This window comes from Paraburkholderia sp. EB58, from assembly GCF_050436665.1.
Lineage (GTDB): Bacteria > Pseudomonadota > Gammaproteobacteria > Burkholderiales > Burkholderiaceae > Paraburkholderia.
The window spans coordinates 87,592-113,965 of the sequence record NZ_JBNDMQ010000020.1; the positions used below are offsets into that span (position 1 = coordinate 87,592).

General features: G+C 62.9%; 21 protein-coding genes and 1 pseudogene. 14 read left to right on the forward strand and 8 right to left on the reverse strand.

The window, feature by feature from the left end:
- Positions 1-59: 59 nt before the first annotated feature.
- Positions 60-1,646 carry a Na+/H+ antiporter gene (locus tag P3T40_RS26625; protein ID WP_429270694.1) on the reverse strand — a complete coding sequence of 529 codons (1,587 nt, stop codon included), beginning with the start codon at positions 1,644-1,646 and terminating at the stop codon, positions 60-62.
- A 266-nt stretch (positions 1,647-1,912) separates the two neighbouring features.
- Between P3T40_RS26625 and P3T40_RS26630 the strand changes: the two genes are divergently transcribed.
- Both P3T40_RS26630 and P3T40_RS26635 read left to right on the forward strand, forming a co-directional pair.
- Positions 1,913-2,191, forward strand: coding sequence for a type II toxin-antitoxin system RelE/ParE family toxin (locus P3T40_RS26630; RefSeq protein ID WP_429270695.1), 279 nt, complete (start codon positions 1,913-1,915; stop codon positions 2,189-2,191).
- Between the two features lie 81 nt (positions 2,192-2,272).
- Entirely contained in the window at positions 2,273-2,581 is a 309-nt protein-coding gene (locus P3T40_RS26635) for a HigA family addiction module antitoxin (protein ID WP_429270696.1), read from the forward strand.
- Positions 2,582-2,594: 13 nt separating this feature from the next.
- Here the strand turns inward: P3T40_RS26635 and P3T40_RS26640 are convergent, their stop codons facing one another.
- Entirely contained in the window at positions 2,595-3,320 is a 726-nt protein-coding gene (locus P3T40_RS26640) for a GntR family transcriptional regulator (protein ID WP_429270697.1), read from the reverse strand.
- Positions 3,321-3,479: 159 nt separating this feature from the next.
- Here P3T40_RS26640 and P3T40_RS26645 point away from each other — a divergent pair, with 159 nt between their 5' ends.
- The 4 genes from P3T40_RS26645 to P3T40_RS26660 all read left to right on the forward strand — a co-directional run bounded on the left by P3T40_RS26645 (position 3,480) and on the right by P3T40_RS26660 (position 10,046).
- Positions 3,480-4,700 carry a pyridoxal-phosphate-dependent aminotransferase family protein gene (locus P3T40_RS26645; protein ID WP_429270698.1) on the forward strand — a complete coding sequence of 407 codons (1,221 nt, stop codon included), beginning with the start codon at positions 3,480-3,482 and terminating at the stop codon, positions 4,698-4,700.
- A 162-nt stretch (positions 4,701-4,862) separates the two neighbouring features.
- Positions 4,863-6,149: an MFS transporter gene (locus P3T40_RS26650; protein WP_429270699.1), complete on the forward strand. Its 1,287-nt coding sequence runs from the start codon at positions 4,863-4,865 to the stop codon at positions 6,147-6,149.
- Between the two features lie 47 nt (positions 6,150-6,196).
- Positions 6,197-6,961, forward strand: coding sequence for a 2-keto-4-pentenoate hydratase (locus P3T40_RS26655; RefSeq protein WP_429270700.1), 765 nt, complete (start codon positions 6,197-6,199; stop codon positions 6,959-6,961).
- 22 nt (positions 6,962-6,983) lie between these two features.
- Positions 6,984-10,046, forward strand: coding sequence for an FAD-binding and (Fe-S)-binding domain-containing protein (locus P3T40_RS26660; RefSeq protein ID WP_429270701.1), 3,063 nt, complete (start codon positions 6,984-6,986; stop codon positions 10,044-10,046).
- Positions 10,047-10,062: 16 nt separating this feature from the next.
- Here P3T40_RS26660 and P3T40_RS26665 read toward each other — a convergent pair.
- Positions 10,063-10,521 (reverse strand): annotated as a pseudogene (locus tag P3T40_RS26665) (helix-turn-helix domain-containing protein); the annotation flags it as partial.
- A gap of 230 nt (positions 10,522-10,751) precedes the next feature.
- Here P3T40_RS26665 and P3T40_RS26670 point away from each other — a divergent pair.
- Positions 10,752-11,648, forward strand: a complete 897-nt coding sequence (locus tag P3T40_RS26670; protein ID WP_429270702.1) for a DMT family transporter — start codon at positions 10,752-10,754, stop codon at positions 11,646-11,648.
- On the opposite strand, the gene P3T40_RS26675 is transcribed toward P3T40_RS26670, so the two are convergent.
- Positions 11,645-12,577 (reverse strand): LysR substrate-binding domain-containing protein, encoded by a 933-nt coding sequence (locus tag P3T40_RS26675; RefSeq protein ID WP_429270759.1) that lies wholly within the window; start codon positions 12,575-12,577, stop codon positions 11,645-11,647. The two genes, P3T40_RS26670 and P3T40_RS26675, sit on opposite strands and share 4 nt — an antisense overlap.
- 162 nt (positions 12,578-12,739) lie before the next feature.
- Here P3T40_RS26675 and P3T40_RS26680 point away from each other — a divergent pair, with 162 nt between their 5' ends.
- From P3T40_RS26680 to P3T40_RS26700, 5 genes are all read left to right on the forward strand, one after another.
- Positions 12,740-14,074, forward strand: coding sequence for an MFS transporter (locus tag P3T40_RS26680; protein WP_429270703.1), 1,335 nt, complete (start codon positions 12,740-12,742; stop codon positions 14,072-14,074).
- Between the two features lie 81 nt (positions 14,075-14,155).
- On the forward strand, positions 14,156-15,424 hold the full coding sequence (locus P3T40_RS26685; RefSeq protein WP_429270704.1) for a CaiB/BaiF CoA transferase family protein: 1,269 nt from the start codon (positions 14,156-14,158) through the stop codon (positions 15,422-15,424).
- Positions 15,421-16,221 carry a methylmalonyl-CoA decarboxylase gene (gene scpB / locus P3T40_RS26690; protein ID WP_429270705.1) on the forward strand — a complete coding sequence of 267 codons (801 nt, stop codon included), beginning with the start codon at positions 15,421-15,423 and terminating at the stop codon, positions 16,219-16,221. Before P3T40_RS26685 ends, scpB begins: the two co-directional genes overlap by 4 nt.
- Positions 16,222-16,612: 391 nt before the next feature.
- Positions 16,613-18,811, forward strand: a complete 2,199-nt coding sequence (locus P3T40_RS26695) for a hypothetical protein (protein ID WP_429270706.1) — start codon at positions 16,613-16,615, stop codon at positions 18,809-18,811.
- Between the two features lie 105 nt (positions 18,812-18,916).
- Complete coding sequence (locus tag P3T40_RS26700; protein WP_429270707.1) at positions 18,917-19,174, forward strand: hypothetical protein; 258 nt, start codon at positions 18,917-18,919, stop codon at positions 19,172-19,174.
- 15 nt (positions 19,175-19,189) lie between these two features.
- On the opposite strand, the gene P3T40_RS26705 is transcribed toward P3T40_RS26700, so the two are convergent.
- From P3T40_RS26705 to P3T40_RS26720, 4 genes are all read right to left on the reverse strand, one after another.
- The gene (locus P3T40_RS26705; protein WP_429270708.1) at positions 19,190-20,413 is read right to left on the reverse strand and encodes a winged helix-turn-helix domain-containing protein; all 1,224 of its coding nucleotides are present in this window, start codon (positions 20,411-20,413) and stop codon (positions 19,190-19,192) included.
- A 113-nt stretch (positions 20,414-20,526) separates the two neighbouring features.
- Entirely contained in the window at positions 20,527-22,242 is a 1,716-nt protein-coding gene (locus tag P3T40_RS26710) for an FAD-dependent oxidoreductase (protein WP_429270709.1), read from the reverse strand.
- Positions 22,243-22,349: 107 nt separating this feature from the next.
- Positions 22,350-23,336 (reverse strand): DedA family protein/thiosulfate sulfurtransferase GlpE, encoded by a 987-nt coding sequence (locus P3T40_RS26715; protein ID WP_429270710.1) that lies wholly within the window; start codon positions 23,334-23,336, stop codon positions 22,350-22,352.
- A 307-nt stretch (positions 23,337-23,643) separates the two neighbouring features.
- Complete coding sequence (locus P3T40_RS26720; RefSeq protein ID WP_429270711.1) at positions 23,644-23,895, reverse strand: hypothetical protein; 252 nt, start codon at positions 23,893-23,895, stop codon at positions 23,644-23,646.
- 434 nt (positions 23,896-24,329) lie between these two features.
- Here P3T40_RS26720 and P3T40_RS26725 point away from each other — a divergent pair, with 434 nt between their 5' ends.
- Together P3T40_RS26725 and P3T40_RS26730 are read left to right on the forward strand one after the other, a co-directional pair.
- Positions 24,330-25,772, forward strand: a complete 1,443-nt coding sequence (locus tag P3T40_RS26725) for a DNA-3-methyladenine glycosylase 2 family protein (RefSeq protein WP_429270712.1) — start codon at positions 24,330-24,332, stop codon at positions 25,770-25,772.
- Positions 25,769-26,326, forward strand: a complete 558-nt coding sequence (locus P3T40_RS26730; RefSeq protein ID WP_429270713.1) for a methylated-DNA--[protein]-cysteine S-methyltransferase — start codon at positions 25,769-25,771, stop codon at positions 26,324-26,326. The genes P3T40_RS26725 and P3T40_RS26730 overlap by 4 nt, the downstream gene beginning before the upstream one ends.
- The last annotated feature ends 48 nt before the right edge of the window (positions 26,327-26,374 follow it).

Genomic DNA, 26,374 nt, shown 5'->3' on the forward strand with positions numbered 1-26,374 from the left:
GCACCAACGGTGAGGGTTTTCGGGAGGTATGGCGCGAGCCCATTCCGACCAGCGCAGCGTCAACCACGCGCATGCTGCGCAGCAATCTCCTGGAGATCGAGGTCATGCTCGAGAATGGTGAGCAGTTCGTCGTCGATCTGCCCCGACCGATGCATCCGCAACAACTCCGTGCGTCCCGCAGCGACGGCCGCCAACACGACGTCATAGTGGGCGCTGCGCAGATCGGCCGGGTAGGCGGCTTCGAGTTGATGGGCTGCTGTGATGCGTGCGCGGTAACTATATTGTTCGAGCAGGCGTGGATGAATCACACTGCCGTCCGGACCGTGCACGAGCGGCTGGATCGCAGCGAGCTGCGCGGCTTCGAGGCGCGCCCATGCCTGCGGCTCGGTCATCATCCGGCTATCTGTTTCGGGCGCATGAGCGGGCTGTATCCAACGAATCAGCGGACCGATGGTTGTGCCCTGACCGAGCACCGTTACCAGAATCACGGCGAAAGCGGCGACCAGAATAAGATCGCGGCCAGGCATCGCGTCGGGCAACGACAGCGCGATCGCAAGTGTGACGACGCCGCGCATGCCGGCCCAACTCGTGACGGTCGCGGAGCGCCAGTCGGGCGCGGCGCTGCTGCGTCGCAGGAGCTTGCACAACGCGCCATTCAACGCTTCGACACTGAAGACCCAAACAAAGCGCGAAACGAGAACGGCTGCCAGCACTGCAGCCACAGCGGGCGCAAAGGCGATCAACGCATCGCCCACGCCACCGAGGCGGACGATCACGCCACGCAGCGACAAGCCGATCAGAATGAACACCAGCGCTTCCATCAGGAAGATGACGACCTGCCAGAAGGCTAAGCCACGCGTGCGCACGGCGGCTGAGAAGACTTCGTGCTGATACCAGCCGAGCATCATGCCGCAACTGACGGTGGCAATCACGCCGGAGACGTCGAGCATTTCGCCGACGATATAGCTGATCCACGCGGCCAGTACCGACGCCGTGATCATCAGGTAGGCGTCATCGAGATACTGGAGAAGTTTCACGACCAGACAGCCGAGCGTGGCACCCACTGCCACGCCGCCCAGCGCCAGGATCGTGAAGCTTGCCACCGCATGTCCGGTGCTGAAGGTACCGGTCAACGCCGCCGCGACCGCGAAGCGGAACAGTACGAGGCCAGCCGCGTCGTTCAACAGGCTCTCGCCTTCGAGCAGCACCATCAACCGGCGCGGCAGTGCGACGCGCTCGAGCACGGCCTTGGCGGCGACCGCATCGGGCGGCGAGACGATCGCGCCGAGCGCGAAGCATGCGCCCCATGGCAAGCCGGGCACGACCTGGTGCGCGACTACGCCGACCACCAGCGTCGTGAAGGCGACGGCGCCGATCGCCAGCAGCAGGATGCCGCCGAGGTTGCGTTTGAATTCGGCCCAGACGGAGAAGTAGGCGCCGTCCATCAAGAGGGGCGGCAGGAACACGATCAGCACGAGTGCGGGATCGAGCATGACGGTGGGCAGGCCCGGCACGAAGGCCATGGCGGCACCGCCTATCAGCAGAGCGGCGGCCGGCGGCAAGCGCAGGCGCTTCGCGAGGAGTTGCAGCCCGATCATCGCGACGAGCGACAGCAGGATGAGTTTGAAGGCCACAACGGAGGACATAGGGCGGTCTCGGTGGTTTCACGTCATGCGGCGGAACTCACTTTCTACCATATGGGGGCGGGGTGGTTGAGCGGATTGGGGCAGGATGTTTTGAGCAGAGGGCCGGTAAGTCGTGCAATGAAGTTCCGGATTGTCAAATTGTGTGGCTTCGATCGTTGCCCGAGTTCTTGTATGGTCAAATCTTTCTGGTGAAGTGCAACCCGCTTCGTGTCGTAAGGTGTATTAATACATGATACAATCCAGCCATACGGTAGGTCCGACAACGTATGATCCGATCTTTTAAACACACAGGTGTGCAACGCTTCTTTGAAACGGGTTCGGCCGCAGGGATTCAGGCAGCACACCGGGCGCGGCTGAGCCGTCAGTTGATGGTGCTAAACAGATCAAAATCGCCACAGGACATGAATCAGCCTGGTTGGGGGGTGCACCCCCTCAAGGGGAGCGAGTCAGGGCTGTGGGCGGTAGAGGTAAACGGCAACTGGAGGCTAACGTTCGCATTTGAAGGTGAAAATGCGATCCTCGTTGACTATAGCGACTACCATTAGCGTGGTTGTTCGCCCGGCGTTGAAGCTGCGATTTAGTTCGAAAGCGGATACCCATAATAGATTTTCATAGTGGCTAAAGCTATGTCCAATATGTTCAACCCGCCGCATCCTGCGGCAATCCTTCGTGAAGACGTGCTACCCGCGCTTAACCTGACGGTCACCGAGGCTGCGGAGCAACTGGGAATCTCTCGGGTGACGTTGTCGCGTCTGCTCAACGAACGGGGTGGCATCACCCCGGAGATGGCGTTGCGCATCGAGCAATGGCTCGGGGTCGAGCGTGGCGGCCGAGCCGATCTGTGGCTTGGTATGCAACTGGATTACGATCTGTGGCAGGCACGCAAGCACGCTCCGAAGAAGATCAAGCGCGCACCGGTGGTGGCAGCCGCGTAGGCCACTGCCCCCCTCAAGCCTTCAACGTCCCCCCCGCCACATCCTCGCGCGATTGCACTTGCAGCACCGCATCGCGCTTGTCCAGCAGATGCTGCCGCAAAATTGCGCTCAGGCGTTTGCCGTCGCGCGCTTCCAGCGCCTCTAGCATTTCACCGTGATCATGAACCGCCCGGTCCCACTTCGGAATCTGAAAGTTCGACCGAAACCGTAGCGCCTGCAACCGTCGGTTCACCGAAATATACGTCTGCCGCAAAGCCGAATTGCGCGCCGCTTCGTTGATCTTGTCGTGGATCGCCTGATTGCGGCTGTAGTACCCCGCCAGATCGTTCTGCGCGCGGCACGCCAGCATCGCGTAGTGCAGCGCCTTGATTTCTGCCAGTTCCACCGCAGTGATCCGTTCGGCCGCCAGCTCGCCCGAAAACGCTTCGAGCCCGCTCATCAATTCGAAGGTCTCGCGCAACTCCGCCTCCGACATCTTCGACACCGATGCCCCGCGGTTCGGCCAGATCTCGATCAGCCCTTCCGCCGCGAGCACCTTCAGCGCTTCACGCAACGGCGTGCGGGAAATGCCGAGCGTCTCGCACAACTCGCGCTCATTGAGCTTCTTGCCCGGTTCCAGCACACCTTCGACGATAAAGCGCCTAATGTGCTCGACGACGGTGTCATGTAGCCGCTGCCGCTCAACCTTCGGCATTAGCGGGGCGCTAGCGGTGTCCGCTTCAAAATCCGAATTTTGCATACAAAAGCCCTCATACCATTTCTGGCGATTTTATAGGAAGCCGATGCATTAGGTAAGATAGCGGGTAAACACGGGTATCAACACACCAATTTTGCCTTGGGTTGGTCATCGAAGTGCTGCTATAGTTTTTTGCATGCAAAATTCAAACGGAGAAGACTCATGCTGAAACTCGACTTTCATCCTGCTGGCCGTCACTTTCTGCAGATTCCGGGGCCGAGTCCCGTACCGGACCGCATCCTGCGGGCAATGAGCTATCCGACCATCGATCACCGCGGCCCGGAATTCGGCGCGCTCGGCCTGAAGGTGCTCGACGGCATCAAGAAGATCTTCAAGACCCAGCAGCCGGTGGTGATCTACCCGGCTTCGGGCACCGGCGCGTGGGAAGCCGCGCTGTCGAACACGCTGAGCCCCGGCGACCACGTATTGATGTTTGAGACGGGCCACTTCGCGACGCTGTGGAAAAAGATGGCGGAAAGCCTCGGGCTCAAGCCGGAATTCCTCGGTCTGCCGGGCATCGAAGGCTGGCGTCGTGGCGTGCAGCCGCAGATGATCGAAGCGCGTCTGCGCGAAGACACACAGCACGCGATCAAGGCAGTCTGCGTGGTCCACAACGAGACCTCGACGGGCGTCACCTCCGATATCGCCGCCGTACGCCACGCGATCGACGCCGCCGGTCACCCGGCCTTGCTGCTGGTCGACACCATTTCGGGTCTGGCCTGCGCCGACTACCGCCATGACGAATGGGGCGTGGACGTCACCGTGTCCGGCTCGCAAAAGGGCTTGATGCTGCCGCCGGGCATCAGCTTCAACGCGGTCTCGCCGAAGGCCATCGCCGCAAGCAAGCAGGCGAAGCTGCCGCGCAGCTTCTGGGATTGGACCGAGATCATCGAGATGAACAAGTCCGGCTATTGGCCGTACACGCCGAACACGAACCTGCTGTACGGTTTGTCGGAAGCGCTCGACATGATCCTGGGCGAAGGGCTCGACAACGTGTTCGCGCGTCACGAGCGCCTCGCCGAAGCCAGCCGCCGCGCCGTGCGGGCGTGGGGCCTCGAGATCCAATGTGCTGACCCCGCCGTCTACAGCCCCGTGCTGACGGGCGTGATGATGCCCGAAGGGATCGACGCCGACGCCGTGCGCAAGACCATCTACGAACGCTTCGACATGTCGCTCGGCACGGGTCTCGGCAAGATGAAAGGCCGCATGTTCCGCATCGGCCACCTGGGCGACTGCAATGACCTCACGCTGCTGGCGACGCTAGCCGGTTGCGAAATGGGCCTGAAACTAGCGGGTGTGCCGGTTGCTGGAAGCGGCTTACCGGCGGCGATGGAGTGGCTTACCACCCAGGCCCAAGGCGCTGGCTTGAAGGTCGCCGCCTGAGCAACGGCGACGTATGCCGGGGTAAGGTGGGGGAGCCTTCTCCTGGTGGTAAAGGGGCGTAGCGGTTCACAAAACGTTACCCCCATGCAGCGTACGCTAGGGGATCCAAGACGCAGCGCGCCGTTCGAGGCACGCGGTCGATACCAGCAACGGAGACGGATGATGAAGCGGTTCCGCGTGACCAGTGCGAGCAGTATCGTTTTAGTGATGCTATGCATCATGTACTTCATTACCTACCTTGACCGCGTCAACGTCAGTACCGCAGCAGCCGGCTTCGGTAAGGAGTTCCAACTTTCTCATACTCAGATTGGCCTGGTCTTTTCGGCCTTCGCGTATCCGTACCTCGTGTTTCAGATCGTCGGCGGCTGGGTGAGCGACCGTTTCGGCGCCAAGCGCACCTTGATCTGCTGCGGCGCAATTTGGGCGCTGGCCACCATCCTGACCGGCCTTGCCGGCGGGCTCACTTCGCTGCTCGCCGCACGGTTGTTGCTGGGCTTCGGTGAGGGGGCGACGTTTCCGGCGGCGACAGCCGCGATGGCGCGCTGGGTGGCCAAAGAGAAGCGCGGCTTCGCGCAAGGCATTACGCACGCGGCCTCGCGCATCGGCAATGCGGTGGCGCCGGCCGCAATCGTCCTCGTGATGGCCACCTGGGGCTGGCGCGAATCGTTCTACATCTGCGGCGTGTTCAGCCTGGTGTGGGTGATTGTCTGGGCAGTCACTTTTACGGAGCATCCGAAAGATCATCCGCGCATCACGGCTGACGAGCTCGAGGTACTGCCGCAGCCCAAGCCGAAGGCCGCCAACGTCCCGTGGAAAGCCCTGTTTCGCCGCATGGCGCCGGTCACGATTGTCTACTTCTGCTACGGCTGGACCCTGTGGCTCTTTCTGAGCTGGATTCCGCAATACTTCCTCCATAGCTACCACCTCGACCTGCAGAAATCGGCCCTTTTCGCCTCGACCGTGTTTTTCGCGGGCGTGCTCGGCGATACGCTCGGCGGCATCGTGACGGACAAGATCTTCACGCGCACCGGAAGCCTGAGACGTGCGCGCAGCTGGATGGTGTCGGTCTGCATGCTGTTGACGCTCGCCGTGCTGGTGCCGCTGATGTTCGCCCACAACCTCTATGTTTCCATGGCGTGCCTGTCCGCCGGCTTCTTCTTTGCGGAAATGACGATCGGACCGATGTGGGCCATTCCGATGGACATCGCACCGGAATACTCCGGCACCGCTAGCGGCATGATGAACACCGGCTCGGCCTTGGCGGCGATCATCTCGCCGGTTGTCGGCGGCTTTCTGATCGACCGCTTCGGCAGCTGGGAATTGCCGTTTCTCGGCAGCATGCTGCTGATGGGCATCGGCGTGGTCCTCGCCTTCCGCATGCAGCCGGAAAGCAAATTCGAAATGAGCGCGACACCGGGCGCGCATGTGGCGCCCAGCTTGAAAGTCTGAGCACACGCGGCACGCTGTTTTCAACCTTGACCCGTAACGACGTAACGATGACCCCTACCGACATTTCCCCCTTGAGCCAGCGCCTCGCCGATGCGCGCACACGCCACCTGACGCTCAGCAGCGTGCCGCCGGAACTGATACCGGCTGACGCCGACGCGGCCTACGCCATCCAGCACGAGATTCTGCGTGCGTCGGGAGCGCGGATTGGCGGCTGGAAGATCGGCGCGAAGTCGGATACCGGGCCGATCCAGGGCGCGCCGCTGCCAGCCGGTGATGTCTATGGCGACGGCGCGAAGTTGCCGCGAGAAGTGTTTGCGCCGCTCGCGCTCGAACTGGAGATTGCGTTCCGCTTCGGCCGCCGCTTCGAACCAGCGAGCGAACCGTACAGCGAAGATGAAGTGCTGGCGGGTATCGGATCGTTCGGCACAACGATTGAAATTGTCGCGAGCCGCTACGCCGCGTGGCCGAATATCGACAAGCTGGCGCAACTCGCCGATCTGCAGAACAACGGTGCGCTCATAGTCGGCGAATTCGCGCCTTACCGTGACGACTTTCCGTTTGTCGCGCCGTCGCTGCGCTTCAGTTTCGAGGGACGCGATGTGGTGCTCGAGGCGGCGGCGAATCCTGCTGGCGATCCGCGCCGGTTGCTCCCGTGGCTTGTGAACCACTGCGCGGTGCATCGCGGCGTGGCGGTCACGCCGGAGATGGTGATCACGACCGGCTCCTACACGGGCATGTTTTTCCCGCAGACCGCAGGCACGGCGAGCGGCCGCATTGAAGGGCTCGCGCCCATCAGTGTGACGCTCTTCTAGAGATTTTTTCGGGCCGACGATTATGACGAATGCCGCTTCCCCCTTGCTCGTCAAACCCATTCACCTGGTGCCGTCCAGTGCGCGAATGACGACGCCGCTCGCGAAGCGCCTGCGTGAAGCGTTGCGCGGCGATGTGCTGTTCGATGCGGCGAGCCGCGGCCGTTACGCCACGGATGCGTCGATCTACCAGATCACGCCGATTGGCGTCGTAGTGCCGCGTGATCAAGACGATCTGCGCATCGCGCTCGAAGTCGCTCGCAGCGAGAAGGTGCCGTTGCTCGCGCGCGGCGCCGGCACGAGCCAGTGCGGGCAGACGGTTGGCGAGGCGCTGGTGGTCGACACCAGTAAGTGGCTGAACAATATCGTCGCGTTCGATGCCGAAGCGCGCACCGTGACGGTCGAACCGGGCGTTGTGCTGGATCATCTGAACGCCTGGCTCAAGCCGCATGGGCTGTGGTTTCCGGTGGATGTCTCGACGGCCGCGCAATGCACGATCGGCGGGATGGCCGGCAACAATTCGTGCGGCTCGCGCTCGATCGAGTACGGCAACATGGTGCACAACGTCGAGGCGATCGAAGCGATCCTCGCCGACGGCAGCGAGGCGCGCTTCGGGTCGCTGCGCGAGGCGCCGCAAGGGGTGCGCTTGCAGGAGATTGTAGAGGGCGTAAAGCGCATCGCGCTGCGCGAACGCGACGCGATTGTCGCGCGCGTGCCGAAGGTGCTGCGGCGCGTCGCCGGCTACAACATCGACGTTTTCGATTGTCAGAATCCGCGCGCCTACACCGATGACGGCATCGCCAACCTCGCGCACCTGCTGGTCGGCTCGGAGGGCACGCTGGCATTCAGCCGGCAGCTGACGCTGAAGCTCGCGCCGTTGCCGGCGCACAAGACACTCGGCGTGGTCAACTTCCCGACCTTCTGGCAGGCGATGGACCTGACGCAGCACATCGTCAAGCTCAAGCCTGTGGCGGTCGAACTGGTCGACCGCACGATGATCGATCTGGCCATCAGCAATCCGGCTTTCCGCCCGGTCATTGAGAAGGCGCTGGTCGGTCGTCCTGAAGCGATTCTGCTGGTGGAATTCGCGGGCGAAAGCCGTGACGCGCAACTCGCGGGCCTGAAGCAGTTGACCGAGCTGATGGCCGACCTCGGTCTGCCCGATTCGGTTGTGCAGATGCCGGATGCCAATGAGCAGAAAGCGCTCTGGGAGGTCCGCAAGGCTGGGCTGAACATCATGATGAGCATGAAGGGTGACGGCAAGCCGGTGTCCTTTATCGAAGACTGCGCGGTGCCGCTCGAACACCTGGCCGAGTACACGAGCAAGCTGACCGAGGTGTTCCACCGCCACGGCACAGAAGGTACCTGGTACGCGCATGCGAGCGTCGGCACGTTGCACGTGCGGCCAATTCTCGACATGCGGCGCGACGGCGCGCTCAAGATGCGGGCGATCGCGGAAGAAGCGGCGGCCCTTGTGCGCGAATACAAGGGCGCTTATTCGGGCGAGCACGGCGACGGGCTGTGCCGCGGCGAATGGGTGGCGTGGCAATACGGGCCGCGCCTGAACCAGGCATTCAGCGAGATCAAGGCGCTCTTCGATCCGGACAACCGCTTCAATCCGGACAAAATCGTGCGCCCGCCGAAGATGGATGACGCGCGCAATTTTCGCTTCGCGCCGGGCTATCGTGAACGCGCAATCGAGACGGCGCTCGACTGGTCCGCATGGAACGTCGAGCGTGATCCGCTCACGGGCAAGGAGACGCTGCCGGGCGCCGGCAACGACCTGTCCGGTGGCCTCGCCAAGGCCGTCGAGATGTGCAACAACAACGGCCATTGCCGCAAATTCGATGCCGGCACGATGTGCCCGAGCTACCGCGTGACGAAGGACGAGCAGCACGTGACGCGCGGCCGGGCCAATACATTGCGGCTAGCAATTTCAGGGCAACTCGGTGAGGAAGGGCTGGCGAGTGACGACGTGAAGGACACGCTCGACCTGTGCGTGTCGTGCAAGGGCTGCAAGCGCGACTGCCCGACCGGCGTCGATATGGCTAAGTTCAAGATCGAGGCGCGGGCGGCACGCGTCAAGCGTAATGGCCTGAGCATGCGCGACCGGCTCGTGGCGTTCATGCCGCGCTACGCGCCGTTCGCGAGCAAGGTGCCGGGCTTGATGGCTTTGGCCGACAACGTGCCGGTGCTGTCCACGTGGTTTAAGCGGACGGTGGGTTTTGCGCCGCAACGCACGCTGCCGCGCTTCAGCAAATCGTTCCTGGCGAGCGCTGTAGCGACGCGAGCGACTGGAGCGGGCGGATCGGCCGCGTCGGCAAAGGCGCGCTCTAGCGCCGATGGCGTCGTGCGGGAAGTGTTGCTGTTCGTCGATACGTTCAACAACAACATGGAACCGGAGAATGCGCGAGCCGCGCAGCGGGTGCTGGAGGCCGCCGGTTATACCGTGCACTTCAATACGCGCGAAGGCGAGCGGCCGGTGTGTTGCGGCCGCACGTTCCTCGCCGCGGGTCTGGTGGACGAAGCGAAGCAGGAAGCGCGACGCATGCTGGACACGTTCAAACCGTTTGTCGAACGCGGTGTGCCGATTGTCGGACTCGAACCATCGTGTCTGCTGTCGTTGCGCGACGAGTTTCTCCACTATGGGTTCGGCGAAGAAGCGCAGCGGCTCTCGAAGTCGGCATTCCTGTTCGAAGAGTTTCTGGTGCGCGAGCAGAAGGCCGGGCGTCTGGCGCTCGAGCTCAAACCGTTGCCGACAGAAAAGGCCCTGGTGCACGGCCATTGCCATCAGAAAGCCTTCGATGCCTTCACGCCGGTGCAAACCGTGCTGAACTGGATTCCGGAACTGAAGGTGTCGACGGTGGAGTCATCCTGCTGCGGGATGGCGGGCAGTTTCGGTTACGAGGCCGAGCATTATGAGACCTCGCAGGCAATGGCGGAGTTGTCGTTGCTGCCGGCGGTGCGCAAGATCGGCGCTGATACGGTGATGGTGGCCGATGGCACCAGTTGCCGGCATCAGATTCACGATGGCGCCGGCGTCGACGCCGTGCATGTGGCGCGTGTGCTGGCGATGGCCTTGAAGTAGCCGACGTCAACCTGGGTTAGGCCGCGGCGCCGATCGCCTGCCGGTACAACATGGGCGCCACGCCCACCGCTTCGCGGAAGCGGTGACTGAAGTGGCTCGCATTGGCATAACCGCAGCGCGCCGCCACCTGGGCGAGCGGCAGCGCGGTGGTGCGCAACAGCACCCGCGCCCGCTCGACACGCTGCTGGGCAATCCACGCAGCCGGCGGTAAGCCGAACGAGGTGCGGAACATGCGTGCCAAGTGGTATTCCGACAGACAGGCCGCCTCGGCCAGATTGCCGAGCGTCAGCGGCTGGGTCAAATGCTCGTCGATGTAGTCGCGCAGCCGTCGGCGTGTCGCCACCGAGAGCCCGCCCTTGAGGCCAGCGTCGATACGGCTCACGCCTTGCGAACGCAGTAGGAGGCTCAGGACTTCGTGGGCCGTTTCATTGGTCCGCAACAGGCCGTCGGCGTCGTCCCAGCGTTCGTGTGCGACACACCGAATGGAGGCCAAATGGCGTCTCGGTGGGATCGATCACGGTGCTGGGCAGACTGGTGTTCACGGCTGGAAAGTGGCGGATGATATGGCTTGCAGTATAGAGCGTGCGGCACCGTCCCCGCTCGCCGTGGCAGAAAAGTGCGCAATCCTGGACAAGTGATGAGCGGTTCGCGGGAGCACAGTCGGGCGGTCGAATCCCCGAATTTTCTCTTCCCGCAAGCCTTGCCATGAATCTGTTTCTCTACGCTTTAACCGTCCTGATCTGGGGTACCACCTGGATCGCCATCAAATGGCAACTCGGCGTGGTGCCGCCGCCGGTGTCGATTGCCTGGCGTTTCGGGCTCGCGGCGCTCATCCTGTTCGCACTGCTGCGCATCATGCGCCGGCCGATCTGGCCGCCGCGCGCCGCGTGGCGGTATCTGCTGGCGCAGGGGCTGGCGCTGTTCTGCTGCAATTTTCTGTGCTTCTACTACGCCGAGCAGGTCGTGCCGAGCGGACTGGTCGCGGTGATTTTCTCGATCGCGCCGCTGCTGAATTCGATCAATGGCCGGCTGTTCATGGGGCGTCCGTTGCAACCTACGGTCATCGTGGGTGCGTTGCTGGGTCTGGTGGGCATCCTGTGCCTGTTCGTACCACAGATGGCCGGACACCTCGGCGACAATGCCGCGTGGCTCGGGATGGGAGTCGCGCTTCTCGGCACCTTGTGCTTTTCCACCGGCAGCCTGCTGTCGAGCCGGATGCAGTCCATGGGTCTGCACCCGCTCGTCACCAATAGCTGGGCCATGCTGATTGGCGCGAGCATCCTGACGGTGGGCAGCGCGTTGGCGGGCTTGTCGTTCGCAGTCGAACCCGATGCGCGGTATCTCGGCGCACTCGCCTATCTGGCGGTGTTCGGCTCGGTGGTCGGGTTCACCGCCTATCTGATGCTGGTCGGACGGATGGGGCCGGAGCGCGCCGCCTACTGCACCGTGCTGTTTCCGATTGTGGCGCTGGCGGTATCGACGGTCTTCGAGGGGTATCACTGGACCGTACTGGCCGTCGTCGGCCTCGTGCTGGTGGTGGCCGGCAATCTGGTGGCCTTCGACCTGACACGGCGCGTCTTCGCCCGGCGCGCGACGGCCTAATCAGCCGCCGCCCATTGCGGCCACCGTCCCAGCTCGGCGAACAGTTCGAGCATGGCGGCCCGCACCTTCTGCACGGCGTTGCTGAGCAACGCCGTGTCATGCCAGCACAGTGACAGCGTGCGCGAGAACAACCGGTGATCGACTTTGGCGAGCTTCAGTTTGTGCTCGTCGAGTTCGATGTGCGCGGCGCTCCACGGCAGGATCGTCACCCCTAGCTTCGCCATCACCGCCGCGAACAACAACGAGGTGGAGCTGGCCTCGAACAGGATCTCGCACGGCAGGCCGGCTTCGCGCAGCGCCCAGTCGACACGGCTGCGGATCGTGTTCGGCGCGCTCGGCAGGATCAGCGGCATGCGCGCCAGTTCGGCGAGCGGCACGGGCTCGGCCGGCATGGGAAATTCCGGCCACGCAATCAGATAGAGCGCCTCGCTGAAGAGCCGCTGCGCAACGATGCCGCGCGTCTCGACCGCATCCACCACCACCGCCAGTTCCACCCTGCCGCCGCCAATCAGACCACCGAGATCCGCGCTCGGCGCCTCGATCAACTCCAGCGCGATGCCGGGATAACGGTCGCGGATGGTTCGCGCGAGCGGAATCGCCAGCACCCGCGCCGTGCTCGACGGCATACCCACCGACACCTTGCCCTGCGGCAACTCGGCGTCCTGGCGCAGCAGCTCGCGGGTGCCGTCGGCTTGTCGCAACAACTCGAGCGCATGACGATAGAGCGTCTGCCCCGCCGCGGTGGGCGCGACGCCGTGCACGCTGCGCTCCAGCAGTTGCATCCCCAGATCGGCTTCGAGATTGCGCATCTGCTGGCTGATCGCCGGCTGCGCGATGTGCAGCGCCTCACTCGCTCGCGTGACGTTGCCGCACTCCACCACTTTCACGAAATACCGCAGTTGCCGCAGGTCCCTACCTGTTTCCTTGATCTCTTTGTCCCATAAGCAAATCCGATCGAATTAGAGAAATATCATATTTTTCGGCGATCGAGCGCGTTCTTATACTGGGTCCACAAAAAACCGAAGAGTGCTCAGGCCGACCGGCCGGGCGCCGCTTCAACACGGTTGGCGTCGGCCGGCCAGGAGACACGCATGTCCAAAGTGATCGCTGCATCGGCGCCGGGCCTCAAGCCCCAGCGCACGCCTCTCACCCGCGAACAGATCGACGGCTTCTGGGCGGTCTACTCGGGATGGGTTCTGGACGGCGTGGATTCGGTGATCTACGCGCTCGTGCTGATCCCGGCGCTCACCGAGCTTCTGCCCGCCTCGGGCATAGCCGCCACACCCGGCAACCTCGGCATGTACGGCTCGATCCTGTTCGCTCTGTTTCTGATCGGCTGGGGGCTGTCCTTCATCTGGGGGCCGCTGGCGGATCGCTTCGGCCGGGTCAAGACGCTGGCCGCGAGCATTCTGATCTACTCGGTGTTCACGGGTGCGGCCGCGTTGGCGCACAACGTCTGGGAACTGGCGGCGTTCCGGCTGATTGCCGGGATCGGCGTGGGCGGCGAATGGGCGCTGGCCGGCACCTATGTGGCCGAAAGCTGGCCTGAGGATCGCCGCAAGATGGGCGCGGGCTATCTGCAGACGGGTTACTACCTCGGCTTCTTCCTTGCCGCGCTGCTGAACTACACAGTCGGCGCGACGTATGGCTGGCGTGCGATGTTTTTGTGCGGTCTGGTGCCGGCGTTGCTGGCGATCTTCACGGTGATGAAGGTGAAGGAGCCGGGTCAGTGGCGCAAGTCCTCGCATGGTCCGGGCGCGGCGAACGCGCCTGCCGTAGTGGCGGCGACCCGCCGTCCGCTGCTGGAGATTTTTGCCCCGGCGTATCGGCGCCGCACGTTGACGAGCGCGAGTCTCGTGGGTGTCGCGATCATCGGGTTGTGGGCAGGATCGGTCTATGAAGCGAGCGCGGTCGTGACGCTAGCGGCGCGCGTCGGCATCGACCGTGTCGGCGGCGTGCATCTGGCGTCGATTGGTGCGGCGGTGCTGTCGTTCGCGACGATCCTCGGTTGTCTGGCCGCGCCGTGGCTCGCCGAACGGCTGGGACGCCGCGGGGCGCTCGGCGTGTACTTCGCCGGCATGGCGGCGTCGATCGTGTTCGCCTTCGGCTGGGTGTTCTATCTGCCCAACGGGCTCAACCTGTTCATGGTGTCGCTGTTGTTTCTCGGTTTCTTCGGCGGCAACTTCGCGATCTTTTCGCTGTGGCTGCCCGAGCAATATCCAACCCGGATGCGTGCGACTGCTTTCGCCTTCAACGCGTCGATCGGGCGGTTGCTCGGAGCCGGCGTCAACTTCCTGCTGGCTGCCGCGATTCACTGGCAAGGCTCGCTGGGCTTGCCAGTCGCATGGACGGCTGCCGCCTTTGTACTCGGTCTGCTGATCCTGCCGTTTGCCGTCGAGACCCGTCATCAGACGTTGCCGGAATAGCGCGCCTCAGCACGCGCACCGCGGGCACTACATGCACGACGTGCGCGATCCGCACCTGTCATCTATCCGCTGGAGAACTGAATGCAAGCGTTGCAAGGAATCAAGGTCGTCGAACTGAGCCGCGCGTTGTCGGGACCGTTCTGCTCGATGGTGCTGGCCGATCTCGGCGCGGATGTGATCAAGGTCGAACCCGGTCCGCACGGCGATATGAGCCGGACATGGGGGCCGTTCGACCGTGGCGTGAGCACGTACTATCTGTCCTGCAACCGTAACAAGCGCGGCGTGTGCATCGATTTTCGCAAGCCGGGAGGTCTCGCTGCAGTCCAACGCCTGATCGACGGCGCGGACGTCGTGATCGAGAACTTCAAGCCCGGCACCGTCGAGAGCATGGGACTTGGCTATGAGGTGCTCAGCGCGCGCAATCCGCGCCTCGTGATGGGCAGCATCAACGCATTCGGCGTGGATGGTCCGATGAGCGGCTGGCCGGGCTTCGACCAGATCGCGCAGGGTTATTCGGGGCTGATGAGTCTGACTGGCTTTGCCGAAGGCGACCCCACGCGGACAGGCACCGCAATCGGCGATCTGAGTTCGGGCATGTGGCTTGCCATGGCGATTCTCTCGGCACTACTGGAGCGCGAGCGCACCGGGCGCGGCCAGCATGTCAGCACGTCGTTGCTCGCCAGTCTGATCGGTTTGTTGAGCGTGCACGGCCAGCGCTACCTGAGTCTCGGCGACGTGCCGCGCCGCACCGGCAATGCGCATGCGGTGATCGCACCGTATGGCGTATTCGAAACCGCAGATGGCCCGCTCAATCTGGCGCCGATCACCTCGGATATGTGGCTGCGTTTGTGCCAGTTGCTCGATCTGCCCGCGCTGCCGGATGATCCGCGCTTCGCGACCAACGAGGCGCGCGTGGCGCATCGCGACGAATTGAAGGCTGTGCTAGAGACTCGCCTGAAGACGCGCAGTAAACGCGAGTGGACTGAACTCTTCATTGGCGTGGGACTGCCCGCCGGCCCGATCAATACGCTCGATGAAGTGTTCGACGATCCGCAGGTGCGGCATTGCCAACTGGTCGAGACGCTGGAGCATCCGACGCTCGGCGCGCTGCGTCAGGTGGTGACGCCGGTGTCGAGTCCGTCAGCGGCGGGTGAGACGTCGCCACACGTCAGCCGGCATGCGCCGCCCAGCTTGGGCGAACATACGGTGGACGTATTGCGCGAGGCGGGTTTCGACGCCACCGCGATCGAGGCGCTGCTTGCCGCGAAGGCCGTGCATCAGCAGGACCGTGAGGGCGAATACAATGCGCGGGAAAAGGTCTCGGAACCCGCTGCAGGAGTGACGCAATGAACGATACGCAAACCTCACCGGCTACGGTGAAAGTGAACATTGTCGATGAGCGGATCGCTCAGTTGACATTCAGTAATCCTACGCGGCGAAATGCACTCAGTGCCGAGCTGCTCCAGACACTCGACGCCCGTCTCGAAGCACTCGCAGCGCAGCGTATTCCGGTCGTCATACTCGGCAGCGGTGTGGGGCAAGACGTCTGGAGCGCAGGCCACGATATCGGCGAACTCGAGCACGACCGCGATCCGATCGCCTATGGCAAGCCGCTCGAACTGGCGCTACGCCGCGTGCGGGCCTATCCCGGCGTAATGATCGCGATGGTCTCGGGATCTGCGTGGGGCGGCGCAGTCGATCTGGCGATGAGCTGCGACCTCGTAGTGGCGGACGGCAGTGCGCGCTTTGCGATGACACCGGCGAATATCGGCTTGCCGTACACGACGAGCGGCCTGCTGCGTTTCTTCAACAACCTGCCGATCCACGTGTTGAAGGAAATGTTCTTCTGCGCTCAACCACTGGATGCACAGCGCGCCGAACGCTTCGGTGTGGTCAACCGGCTGGTCGACAGCGACAAGCTGGAGGCCACGGCGCTCGAACTGGCGCGCGGGATTGCCGGTAAGGCGCCGCTGGCGATTCAGGCCGTGAAGGAACAATTGCGCATCCTCGAAGACCTGCAGCCCATGCCTGTTCAGGCAATGGAGCAGATTGCGGAGCTGCGTCGGCAGGCGTGCGAAAGCGCGGATTTCAGCGAAGGGCTGGCGGCGTTTGCGGCGCGACGTCCGGCGGTGTTTGGAGGCAAGTGAGCGCCGCGTTCGCCGCACGGCGTGCATGTATCAGGCAATGACCGCCGCTCAGTGGTGAGGGCCCACAAGGCACCTTGCGCACCGCCAAGCCTTTAAGGTGAGGCTTTCCGGGAGCCGAATTCGGGAAGCCTTCTCTGCCAACCCCCAAAGGTGAGAACTTACGGGAGTACTGGATTCGCTTGGCCTGATCTAGCGTGCGCGCTCACCCTGACGGAAAACTTTGCCCGATACGTAATATTTGAAAAGATATATCGGAAAAACAATCCGAAATTTCAATTCGAGTGATGCGAGCAAAATTGTCAATTTTTATTAAATTTATAAATGGGATTTTTATCGATTAATTTTCTCGCAGAATACGCGATGAAAAATCGCTGTACTCCTCGCAAGGAATATGATCGTGAAACTCTCATCCCGCCTCGGCGCGACCTTTTTCGTCTTGCTGAGCATCGAGCCTTGCGCTGCACTGGCTCAATCGCAATTGACCTACACCACATCCTGGATTGGCAATAGCTTTGGATTTGGCGACGGAAAATGGATGCAGCAAGACATTCAATCCATCAATGTCACGCCTAATGGGACGGTTTATACCAATTCACCATGGGATGAAAGCGGTAGTGAAATCGCTTCCTATCAGAATGGTAACAAGCTCGCAGTAGCGGGCAATACGCACGGATGGGGCGCGGCCGGCGGCGATGCGGTCGCTACCAACAGCACGTATCTGTACGCCGCGATGTCGATCGGCAATGAGAGCAACGCGCTGGTGGGTGCGGACTATCCGCCGCAGAACCAGACGTGGTTCGGTATCACACGGCGTCTGTTGTCGAACATCGCCCTTGGTGCGCCGTTCGCCTCCGGCATCGGCAACAGCGCTAACGCAACCAAGGATAGTTTTCTGCGCGTCGAGGCGGTGCCGGCCGGCATCGACGCGGGCATTCGCGGGCTCGCTGCCAGCGACAGCGAAGTGTACGTGGCCGATACCTATGGCAACCGCATCGTCGTGCTCGACGCACAAACCATGCGGCAGTTGCGCTCGTGGAGCGTGCCGGCGCCGGGCCGTATCGTCATCGATACCGACTCGACGCTTTGGGTCATCAGCGGTTTCGATTCGGCGAGCGGCGCGAGCGTCGTGCATTGTTCGAACGCCGGCGCGCCGCTGGCGGGGACCCTGCCGCTGCCGGCCGGTACCGTACCCACCGCCCTTGCCATTGCTCCGTCAGGGCAGATTCTCGTCGCGGACAATAGCCCCTCGCAGCAGATTCTTGTATTCGACAAAATCGCCGGCGGACAGACGCAACTCGACACCGCGCTCGGCACGCGCAACGGCATCTTCCATGCGGTCGAAGGCACGCCCGGGAACTGGCGCTTTAACGGCATCACCGGTATCGGTTTCGATCAGAGCGGCAATCTGTATGTGGGGCAGAACAACGAGGGGCCGCGGCCGATCGGATCGGCGACGGTCGGCGAGGGCGCAGTTCTCGAGAGCTATGGGCTCGCCTCGCAGCAACTGAACTGGCGTTTGTACGGGCTGACGTTCGTCGATAGCGGCGACTTTGACCCAGCTAACTCCGCTAGCGTGTACAGCGGCTCGAAACGCTTCTCGCTCGATTACAGCCAACCCACCGGGAAAGAATGGTCGTATGCGGGCTTTACGCTGAACCGCTTCGCTTACCCGAACGACCCTTCGTTCTACCTGACTCGCGGCGTGCGCGGCGAGCCGATGGTGCGGCGGATCAATGGCCAGCCCTATCTGTACACGCTTGACCCGTACTCGCACTACTTGAGCGTGTATCGCTTCGACACGGCGCACGGCGAAGTCGCAATTCCCTCCGGCTTGCTGGCCGAGAATCCAATCCCCGGCACCTGGCCGGCTGGGCAGCCGACGTCTGGCGAGTGGATGTGGCGCGACAGCAACGGCGACGGCGTGGTCGATGCAAACGAGATCACTAGTAATCCCTCCACCGGCAGCACGGTCGGCGACGGTTTCTGGTGGGTCGACAGCACGAGCAACGTCTGGCTTGCGACGCCCGTGAGCGGTATCCGCGAGATGCCGCTGCAGGGGCTGGATCCGTACGGTAACCCGATCTACCAGTACACGGGAGCCAAGTGGTTTGCGATGCCGCCGCAGTTCACCCGGCTCGGGCGCATCGTCTATGTGCCACAGACCGATACGATGTATGTGACTGGCTTTACGACCGCGAACCCATGGAACTCGACGCTGTGGAAAGAAGCCGGGCCGCTGCTCGCGCGCTATGACAACTGGAGTAGCGGCAATCCGTCGTTGACCTACACGATTGCACTGCCGTGGAACACGCAAAGCGATCCGCAGGTGACCACGGTGGGCGTAGCGGTGGCGGGCAACTATATCTTCGTTGCCGAGTTGTTTACGCAGAAGATCGATGTGTACGATGCGCGCTCCGGTCAGGCTGTCGGCTACATGACGCCCGGCGCGAGTGTGGGCAACACGAGTGGCTGGGTCGATGTGTATCTCGGCATCAGCGCGGTGGAGCGTGATAACGGCGAATACGACGTGCTGGTAGAGGACGATGCGCGCGCCAAGATCCTGATGTACCGGTGGACGCCTACGCCCTAGCAGGTTCTGATGCGGCGAACGCACGAATGGACGACCGATCGCGATCGGTATATAACAACATTAGAGATTCATTCGCCACTGCCACAAACGGAGAGATGTTCCATCATGACGCGTGATGTTTCGCAAAATCAGGAAACGGGCCAAAAGCCTGATCTCGAACACCTCGACGCAGCCATCAGCCACGTCGACCAGTTGGTGAGTTCCGGCGGCATTGCATCGGGCGCGGCCAAAGGGCTGTTGTATAGCCTGATCGAGACACTCGGCACGCTAGTGGGCGATCCGGATCTGCCGGAGCATGCGCGTTCCGGGTACGAAGGCTTGCTCGAAACGGCCCGTGAACTACGGGTCAAGCTCGAACATTGAAATTGGTCTGAAGTTTCAGGCTTCCACGCTTTCTTGCGCGGCTAGCGCTTCCAGCAAAGCCTCCGGCGCCGACGTGATCTGCACGGTTGGCGTGCCATGCCAGTCCGCACAGCGCTGGAACGCGCGCTGAAGGTCCGCGGCGAGACGGCCGCTGATTCGCACCCCCGGTTCCAGATGCACCGCCTTCAGTTCGAAGATGCCGCTCGCCCGGTGCGCCTTGGCATCGGCGCGGCCTACCAGCTTGCCGCGGCTCAGGATCGGCAGCACGAAATAGCCGTACTTGCGCTTGGCCGCGGGCGTATAGCATTCAATCACATAGTCGAAGTCGAACAGTGCCGCAGCGCGCTTGCGATCCCACACGACCGGGTCGAACGGCGACAGCAATGTGGTGACCGTCGAGGCCAGTTTGCCGCTGACTGCATCGTCGATCAGCGGCGCGAATTCGTGATGCACAAAGGTGTCCTGTTTCCAGCCGTCCACGTGAACCGGGATCAGTTCGCCCTGGTCGGCCAGCGCGTGCAGCGCATCGACATACGGCCGGCGCGGCAGCCGGTAGTAATCGGCGACCCAATCGGCGCGCGCGACGCCTAAGGCGCGGCAACTCCGTCGCAGTACTTCCTGAGCGATGGCCTCTGCCGGTTGCAGATCTCGCTTGTCGTTCCAGCCCGGCAGTACTCGTTCCGTCAGATCGTAGACCCGATGAAAATTGCGCCGCTCGGCGACCATCAATTGCCCGATGACGAACAGCACTTCGAGGTGGCGCTTCTCCGGCTTCCAGTCCCACCAGCCGTTACTCTTGCCCGCCTCACGGGCGAAGTCCGCCGAGCGGACCGGTCCCGTTGCCCGGATATGTTCGAGCAGGCGCTCGATCTCCTTGCGGTATTTCTTGTGCCATTCGGCCGCGTATTTCCAGCCCATACCGCTTGGGTCCAACATGCGGTGGCGCAGCAGGCCGTAATCCTCAATCGGCACGAAGCAGGCCTCGTGCGACCAGTACTCGAACAGCTTGCCCTCGGCGAGATGCTCGTCGAGCCACTGCGGCGTGTAGGCGCCGAGGCGGCTGAACAGCACGAGGTAAGGGCTGCGAGCGACGACGTGAATCGTGTCGATCTGCAATTGCGCCATGCGGCGAATCGCGTCGAGGACGTCGGCTTTGGTGGCTTTGCGGCGGGGCGGGGTCAACAGACCCTGCGCGGCCAGATGGAGAGTGCGGGCGGCGGATAACGGGAGAGTCTTCACGCGGTCGATCGCTGAGTGGATGGAGTGGCGCGGTGGCGCTTACGAAGTAGCGGCGTGAGGCGGACCGAAGATGCGTCGCCCGGCCGGACAACCGCTACTTTAGCGCGAATGCGTCATGCCCCTAGCGCGACCACCTCTCCCGTGACCATCGCGAGCATCTGATGGATCTGCGCCACCACGGCCGCCCCTTCGCCGACCGCTGCCGCTACCCGCTTGGTCGAGCCTGCGCGTGCATCGCCGATCGCGAACACGCCATCAACCGTCGTGCCCAGATCGCAGGTGGAGTTCAGGCCCTTCGCACCGGTCAGCACAAAACCCTTCGAATCGAGCTTTACCCCGCAGGTTTGCAGCCATTCGGTGTTCGGATCGGCGCCGGTGAAGAGGAACAGATGGCGCGTGTCGAAATGATCCGTGCCGTCCGCCAGCGGCTGCTTCAACACGACCGACGCGAGGCCGACCTCATCCGCTTCGAGTTGCCCGATCTCCGTATGTGGATGAACGAACACATTCGGCAGCGAGCGGATCCGGTCGATCAGATAGCGCGACATGGTTGCTTCGAAGCCGCTGCGGCGGATCAGCACGTGCACCTTCGCCGCGTGCGTGGCGAGATAGACGATGGCCTGGCCGGCGGAATTGCCACCGCCCACCAGCACGATTTCCTCGCGCTTGCATAGCTTGGCTTCGACAGGCGAGGCCCAGTAGTAGACGCCCTTTCCATCGAAACGCTCGAGCCCTTCGATAGCGGGCCGACGGTACACCGCGCCGCTCGCAATCACGATGGTGCGCGCTTTCACGCTGCCGCCGCACTTGAGCTCGAGCCGATGCGGGGACTCTTCGCAATGTAAAGCTTTAACCTTGACCGGGATCGCGACGTGCGCACCGAATTTCTGCGCCTGTACAAACGCGCGGCCGGCCAGCGCCTGGCCCGTGATGCCGGTCGGAAAGCCAAGATAGTTCTCGATGCGCGAACTGGCGCCCGCCTGGCCACCCGGCGCGCGGCTGTCGAGCACGATCACCGAGAGCCCTTCCGAGGCCGCATAAACCGCGGTTGCGAGTCCCGCCGGGCCGGCGCCGACGATGGCCACGTCGTAGATCAACGAAGCATCGAGCTCGGGCAGCATGCCGAGGCAGGTCGCGAGTTGGGGGTCGCTCGGATGACGCAGCACGGAGCCGTCTGGACAGATCACCAGCGGCAGGTCTTCAGGCTGCGCGCCGAACTGTTCGATCAGGCTGAGCGCGTCGTCGTCGCGTTCGTCGATCACCGAATGCGGGTGACCGTTGCGCGACAGGAAGCCCTGCAGCGAGACGAGGCGCGCGTCGTTGCTCTTGCCCACCAGGATCGGGCCGCCCGCGCCTTTTTCGATCAGCGAGACGCGCCGCAGGATCAGCGCACGCATGATGCGCTCGCCAAGCTCGGCTTCCGCGACGATCAACGCGCGTAATCGTATGGGTGTAATCAGCAGCGCATCGACGGGTTGGACCGCCATACCGCTGACGAGACAGACTCGCCCGGACAATTGACCCACTTCGGCGAGGAACTGCTTGGCGCCACGTTCGGAGACAAGGCGCTCACGTCCGAGTCCATCGCGTTGGAAAATCTTGACTCGTCCTGCCAGCAAAACGAACATTCCCGGGCCGATATGACCGGTTTCGAACAGCAGCTCACCGGGTTTCCAATGAGTTACTTCGCCGAATTTGCGTAGCCGGTCGATTTCTTGCCAGGTCAGTTCGGGGAACATCTGATGTTCCCGGGTCGCCAGCGAAGAGAACGGCGCGTCGGCGACCACAGTTTGTTGTTGTTGTGCTTCGGCTTCTTGAATCTCAACCATCAAACCGCTCCTTCTGTCTTTTGGTTCAGCATACGGTCCAGCGAGCAGGGCAGATCACAAGCAAACGGCGGCCACCGGCGGCCACCGGCGCGCGGTAGGCGGGCGCGCTACACCGCCGGCGCTACGCCTGGATGCACTTCGGACACGGGCTCCTCGTCCAGCGGTTCGGTTTTCAGTCCCGAGTCGCGCCAGGCGTCGAGACCGCCGCGTAGCGGCAGCACGTCGATGAAACCTGCTTCGTTGAGTTGCTTGGCCATCCACGCGGCCGAAATTTCATTCGGGCACGAACAATAGATGACGAGCTTCTGGTCCGGCGCGTACTTCGCGATGATGTCGTTGAGTTGACGCTCGTCGGCGAACTGCGTGCCCGGAATCACGTACGGATCAAGCTTGCGTTTCTCGCGCGAGCGGATATCGAACAGCACCGGCGGCTTCCCGGCCTCGATCAGTTTGTCGAGCTCGTCGATTTCCATGCGGGCCGTGGCCAGCTTGTTGATGAGCTGGCGCCGCCGGATCCAGCGATACGTCGCGTAGAGCAGCAGCAGCACAAGGAGGATGACGCCCGCCATCCGCCCAAGGCGGCCAGCGCCTGCCATCAGCATGTCGATCTGCGGCGCGAATATGGCGCCGATGACGAGACCGGTACCAGACCACAGGGCGGCGCCGATACTGTCATAGGTCAGGAAGGTGCGATATTTGGTGCCCATTGCGCCGGCCATCGGAATGGAGACGATCGCGAGGCCGGGGACGAACTTCGCCACCGCGAGCACGCGCACGCCCCAGCGGCCGAAGAAGCGCTCGGTCTTCTTTACGCAGGTGTCACGGGAAAGCGACAGCTTGCACAGTGTCTTCAGCGTGTTGCCACCGTAGATGCGGCCGGCGAGATACCACGCACTGTCGCCAATCAGCGTAGCGAAGATTGCCAGGATCAGCACCGAGGCGAGTTGCGTGCCGACGGTGGCCGGATGCATGGCCGCCATCGCGCCGAACAGGACGAGACACGGCATCGCGGGCACGGGCAGCCCCAGCGATGCGGCGAGCACATTGGCAAAGACGAGTGCAGGCCCGTACTGCTCCACGAGGTCATGTAGCATTGGCTTACTTCCGCTGCCGTTTCCGGTGGGAAGAATGAAGAGGGAACTTAACGATTATGGACGCATTTACGAGACGTGCAAGCGTCCGGTAATGTGATGCGTTGACGAAGCGGGAGAAGCCTTGCTGGGTCAGGCGCGGCAGGCGAAAACGAAGACGAGGAGCGATGTTCCGGCCGGCCGGTCAACCCTACAAGTGAGGTTGCAGATGAGTTTTACAAGGGGTCTGCAGACGAGGCGTGCGAATGAGCTCAAGCGGAGCCCCAGCGGCTGACATGCGGCATTCGCTTGCGCCAATGCCGCGACCCCGTTACGTACGATGATTGTGTTGTTCGCCCGGCAGCTCGGCACCGTGCGCGCGAATGGCCGCAATCAGTTCCGCCGGCGTGATTTCATAACGCACTTCGCGGTGGATGCCCGGCTTGCGTTCGTCGACTTCGATCAGAAGAATACCCTTGCCGTCTTCTGTCGACTCGAGGCGCAGCGAGCGAAGTTCGCGCGCCGTTGCGTCGTCGTATTCGGTGAGCAGGGCCATTGACCCGGAAGACCCGGTAGTGCGCATCGAAGTTGTCCTCGTTCGTTGTTGATCAAACCATTGTACGGGCAGCTTGGCGCGCTGTCTTTTCGCGCACTGCTGATACCGTGACATCCCACGCACCTCGGAGATCCGCGCCACGCAATGTTATGCGAGGTGCGCCCGCGTCGGGGCAACCAGTTTAACGCGACTCATTGCGTCGCAAGATGCATTTTTCGTGCCCCGCTGCGGTGCAACCATTCCGCGCATTTGTCACGGCCCTGACGCGTGGCCGGGTTAGGCGCGTTGCGCCGCAAATGTGCGCTGCACGCGTTCGACCTGCGCCACTGCACGCGGTTAGGGCACGCGCGTTAGGGCGCAGGTGGGACACCCATTTGCGGGGTAAACGCGGTGACCCTTGCAGTCGTTGACCGGCGTGCTGCAATACTCATGTCCGAATCTGGCCAGTAGCCGGGGCGACGATGCGCTACATTGCCACCATGAATCTCGATCGTGAAACCTGTTATCAAGCGGTACTCTCACGCGACCGGCGCTTTGACGGCTGGTTCTTCGTGGCGGTGACGTCGACAGGTATTTATTGCCGCCCCGTGTGCCCGGTCCGGCCGCCGAAATTCGCAAATTGCCGTTTTTATGCGAACGCTGCGTTGGCTGAGCACGCAGGGTTTCGACCGTGCCTGCGTTGCCGCCCGGAACTCGCGCCTGGCCATGGCTTGCTCGACGTGTCGCCGCGGCTCGCGCAGGCGGCCGCGTCACTGATAGATGGCGGCTTTCTCAACGACAGCAATCTCACAGCCTTGGCTGGGCGTGTCGGTGTGAGTGCGCGTCACCTGCGGCGTATCTTCGAAGCGGAGTTCGGCGTGTCGCCGATCGAGTACGCGCAGACGCAACGCCTCCTGCTGGCCAAGCGTCTCTTGACCGATACCACGCTGCAGGCCGCCGAGATTGCCTTGACGGCGGGCTTCGGCAGCGTGCGCCGTTTCAACGACCTGTTTCGCACTCGCTACGGTTTTAGTCCGGCTCGTTTGCGCCAACGTCGGCGCGATTTGGTCAGCACCGACATCTTCACATTCGAACTGGGTTACCGACCGCCGTTTGCATGGGATGCGCTCCTGTATTTCCTCACCGATCATGCGATCGAAGGTGTCGAACGGGTGGCGGGGCGCAGCTATGCTCGTGCCGTCGATATCTGGCAGGACGGGCGGCATGTCACCGGCTGGATACAGGCCGAGGATGTACCGTCGCGGCATGCGCTGCGTCTCACGGTGACAGCGTCGTTGACCGCGGTGTTGCCGCGTTTGCTGTCCCAGGTGCGGCATTTCTTCGATCTCGATTGCCGCCCCGATCTGATCGACGCACGCCTCGGCGAGTTGGCTGCGCCGCTGCCGGGCATCCGTGTACCCGGCGCGTTCGACGGTTTCGAAATCGCCGTGCGCGCCATTGCCATGCGTCAATGGCCGCTCGCCGACGCATGCGCGTGGCTGCGCCGGATTGCCGAGATGTTCGGCGCGCGCGTGATGCAAGCACCGGAAGGGTTGCGCGCGGCATTCGTCACGGCGGACGTGCTGGCGCAGGTACCGGCTGAAACGCTGCGGGCAACCGGATTGTCGGCGCGCGGCGTCGGTTTGTTGCTGAAACTCGCCGAGGAGGTCGTCGAACGGCGGGTGTTTCTCGAACCGCTTACCCCGCTCGACGAGACGCTTGCGTATCTACGCAGCGTGGTCGGCTTCGATGAGTGGTCCGTCCAGTACATTGCGATGCGCGCACTCGGTTGGCCGAATGCTTTTCCGGTTGGCGATCCGTTGAGTGCGACGTCGAGCGATCACGCAGCGCATTGGGCGCCATGGCGCGCGTACGCTGCGCAGCACCTCGCACTCATTCAGGAAGAAAAGGCACACGCGGCATGAAACACTACCTGTCGATTCCCAGTCCGTTCGGTGCGATACTGCTGCGCGCCGAGGAGGACGCGCTCACCGGCCTGTACTTCGTCGGCCAGAAGTACTATCCGCCGGACGCTCCCAACGTCCCTAACGTTTCTAATGCGGCCAACATGGCGAGCGCTGCGCCACCACGTGTGCTGGCAGAAAGTGCGGAGCAGCTCGCCGAATATTTCGCCGGAGAGCGGCAGCGTTTCACGGTCCGATTGCAGATGGCCGGTTCGACGTTTCAGCGGCGCGTATGGAGTGAGCTCGTGAAGATCCCGTTTGGCGAGATCGCCAGCTACGGACAGCTCGCTTTGCGCCTCGGTCTTCCAGTGGGCAGTGCGCGTGCCGTGGGGGCGGCGAACGGGCGTAACCCGGTGTCGATCATCGTGCCGTGTCACCGGGTGATATCGAGCGCGGGCGAGCTCACCGGATACGCCGGCGGACTCGAACGCAAGGCAGGCCTGCTTGCGCTCGAACGGCCCGCAGCGGCGTTACCGCGGCAACTTGAATTGCTCGATGCCGAGGGTGCGCAATAGCCCGTGCCCGGCGCTGACACCTAAACAAAACCTGGGCAAAAAATAGCC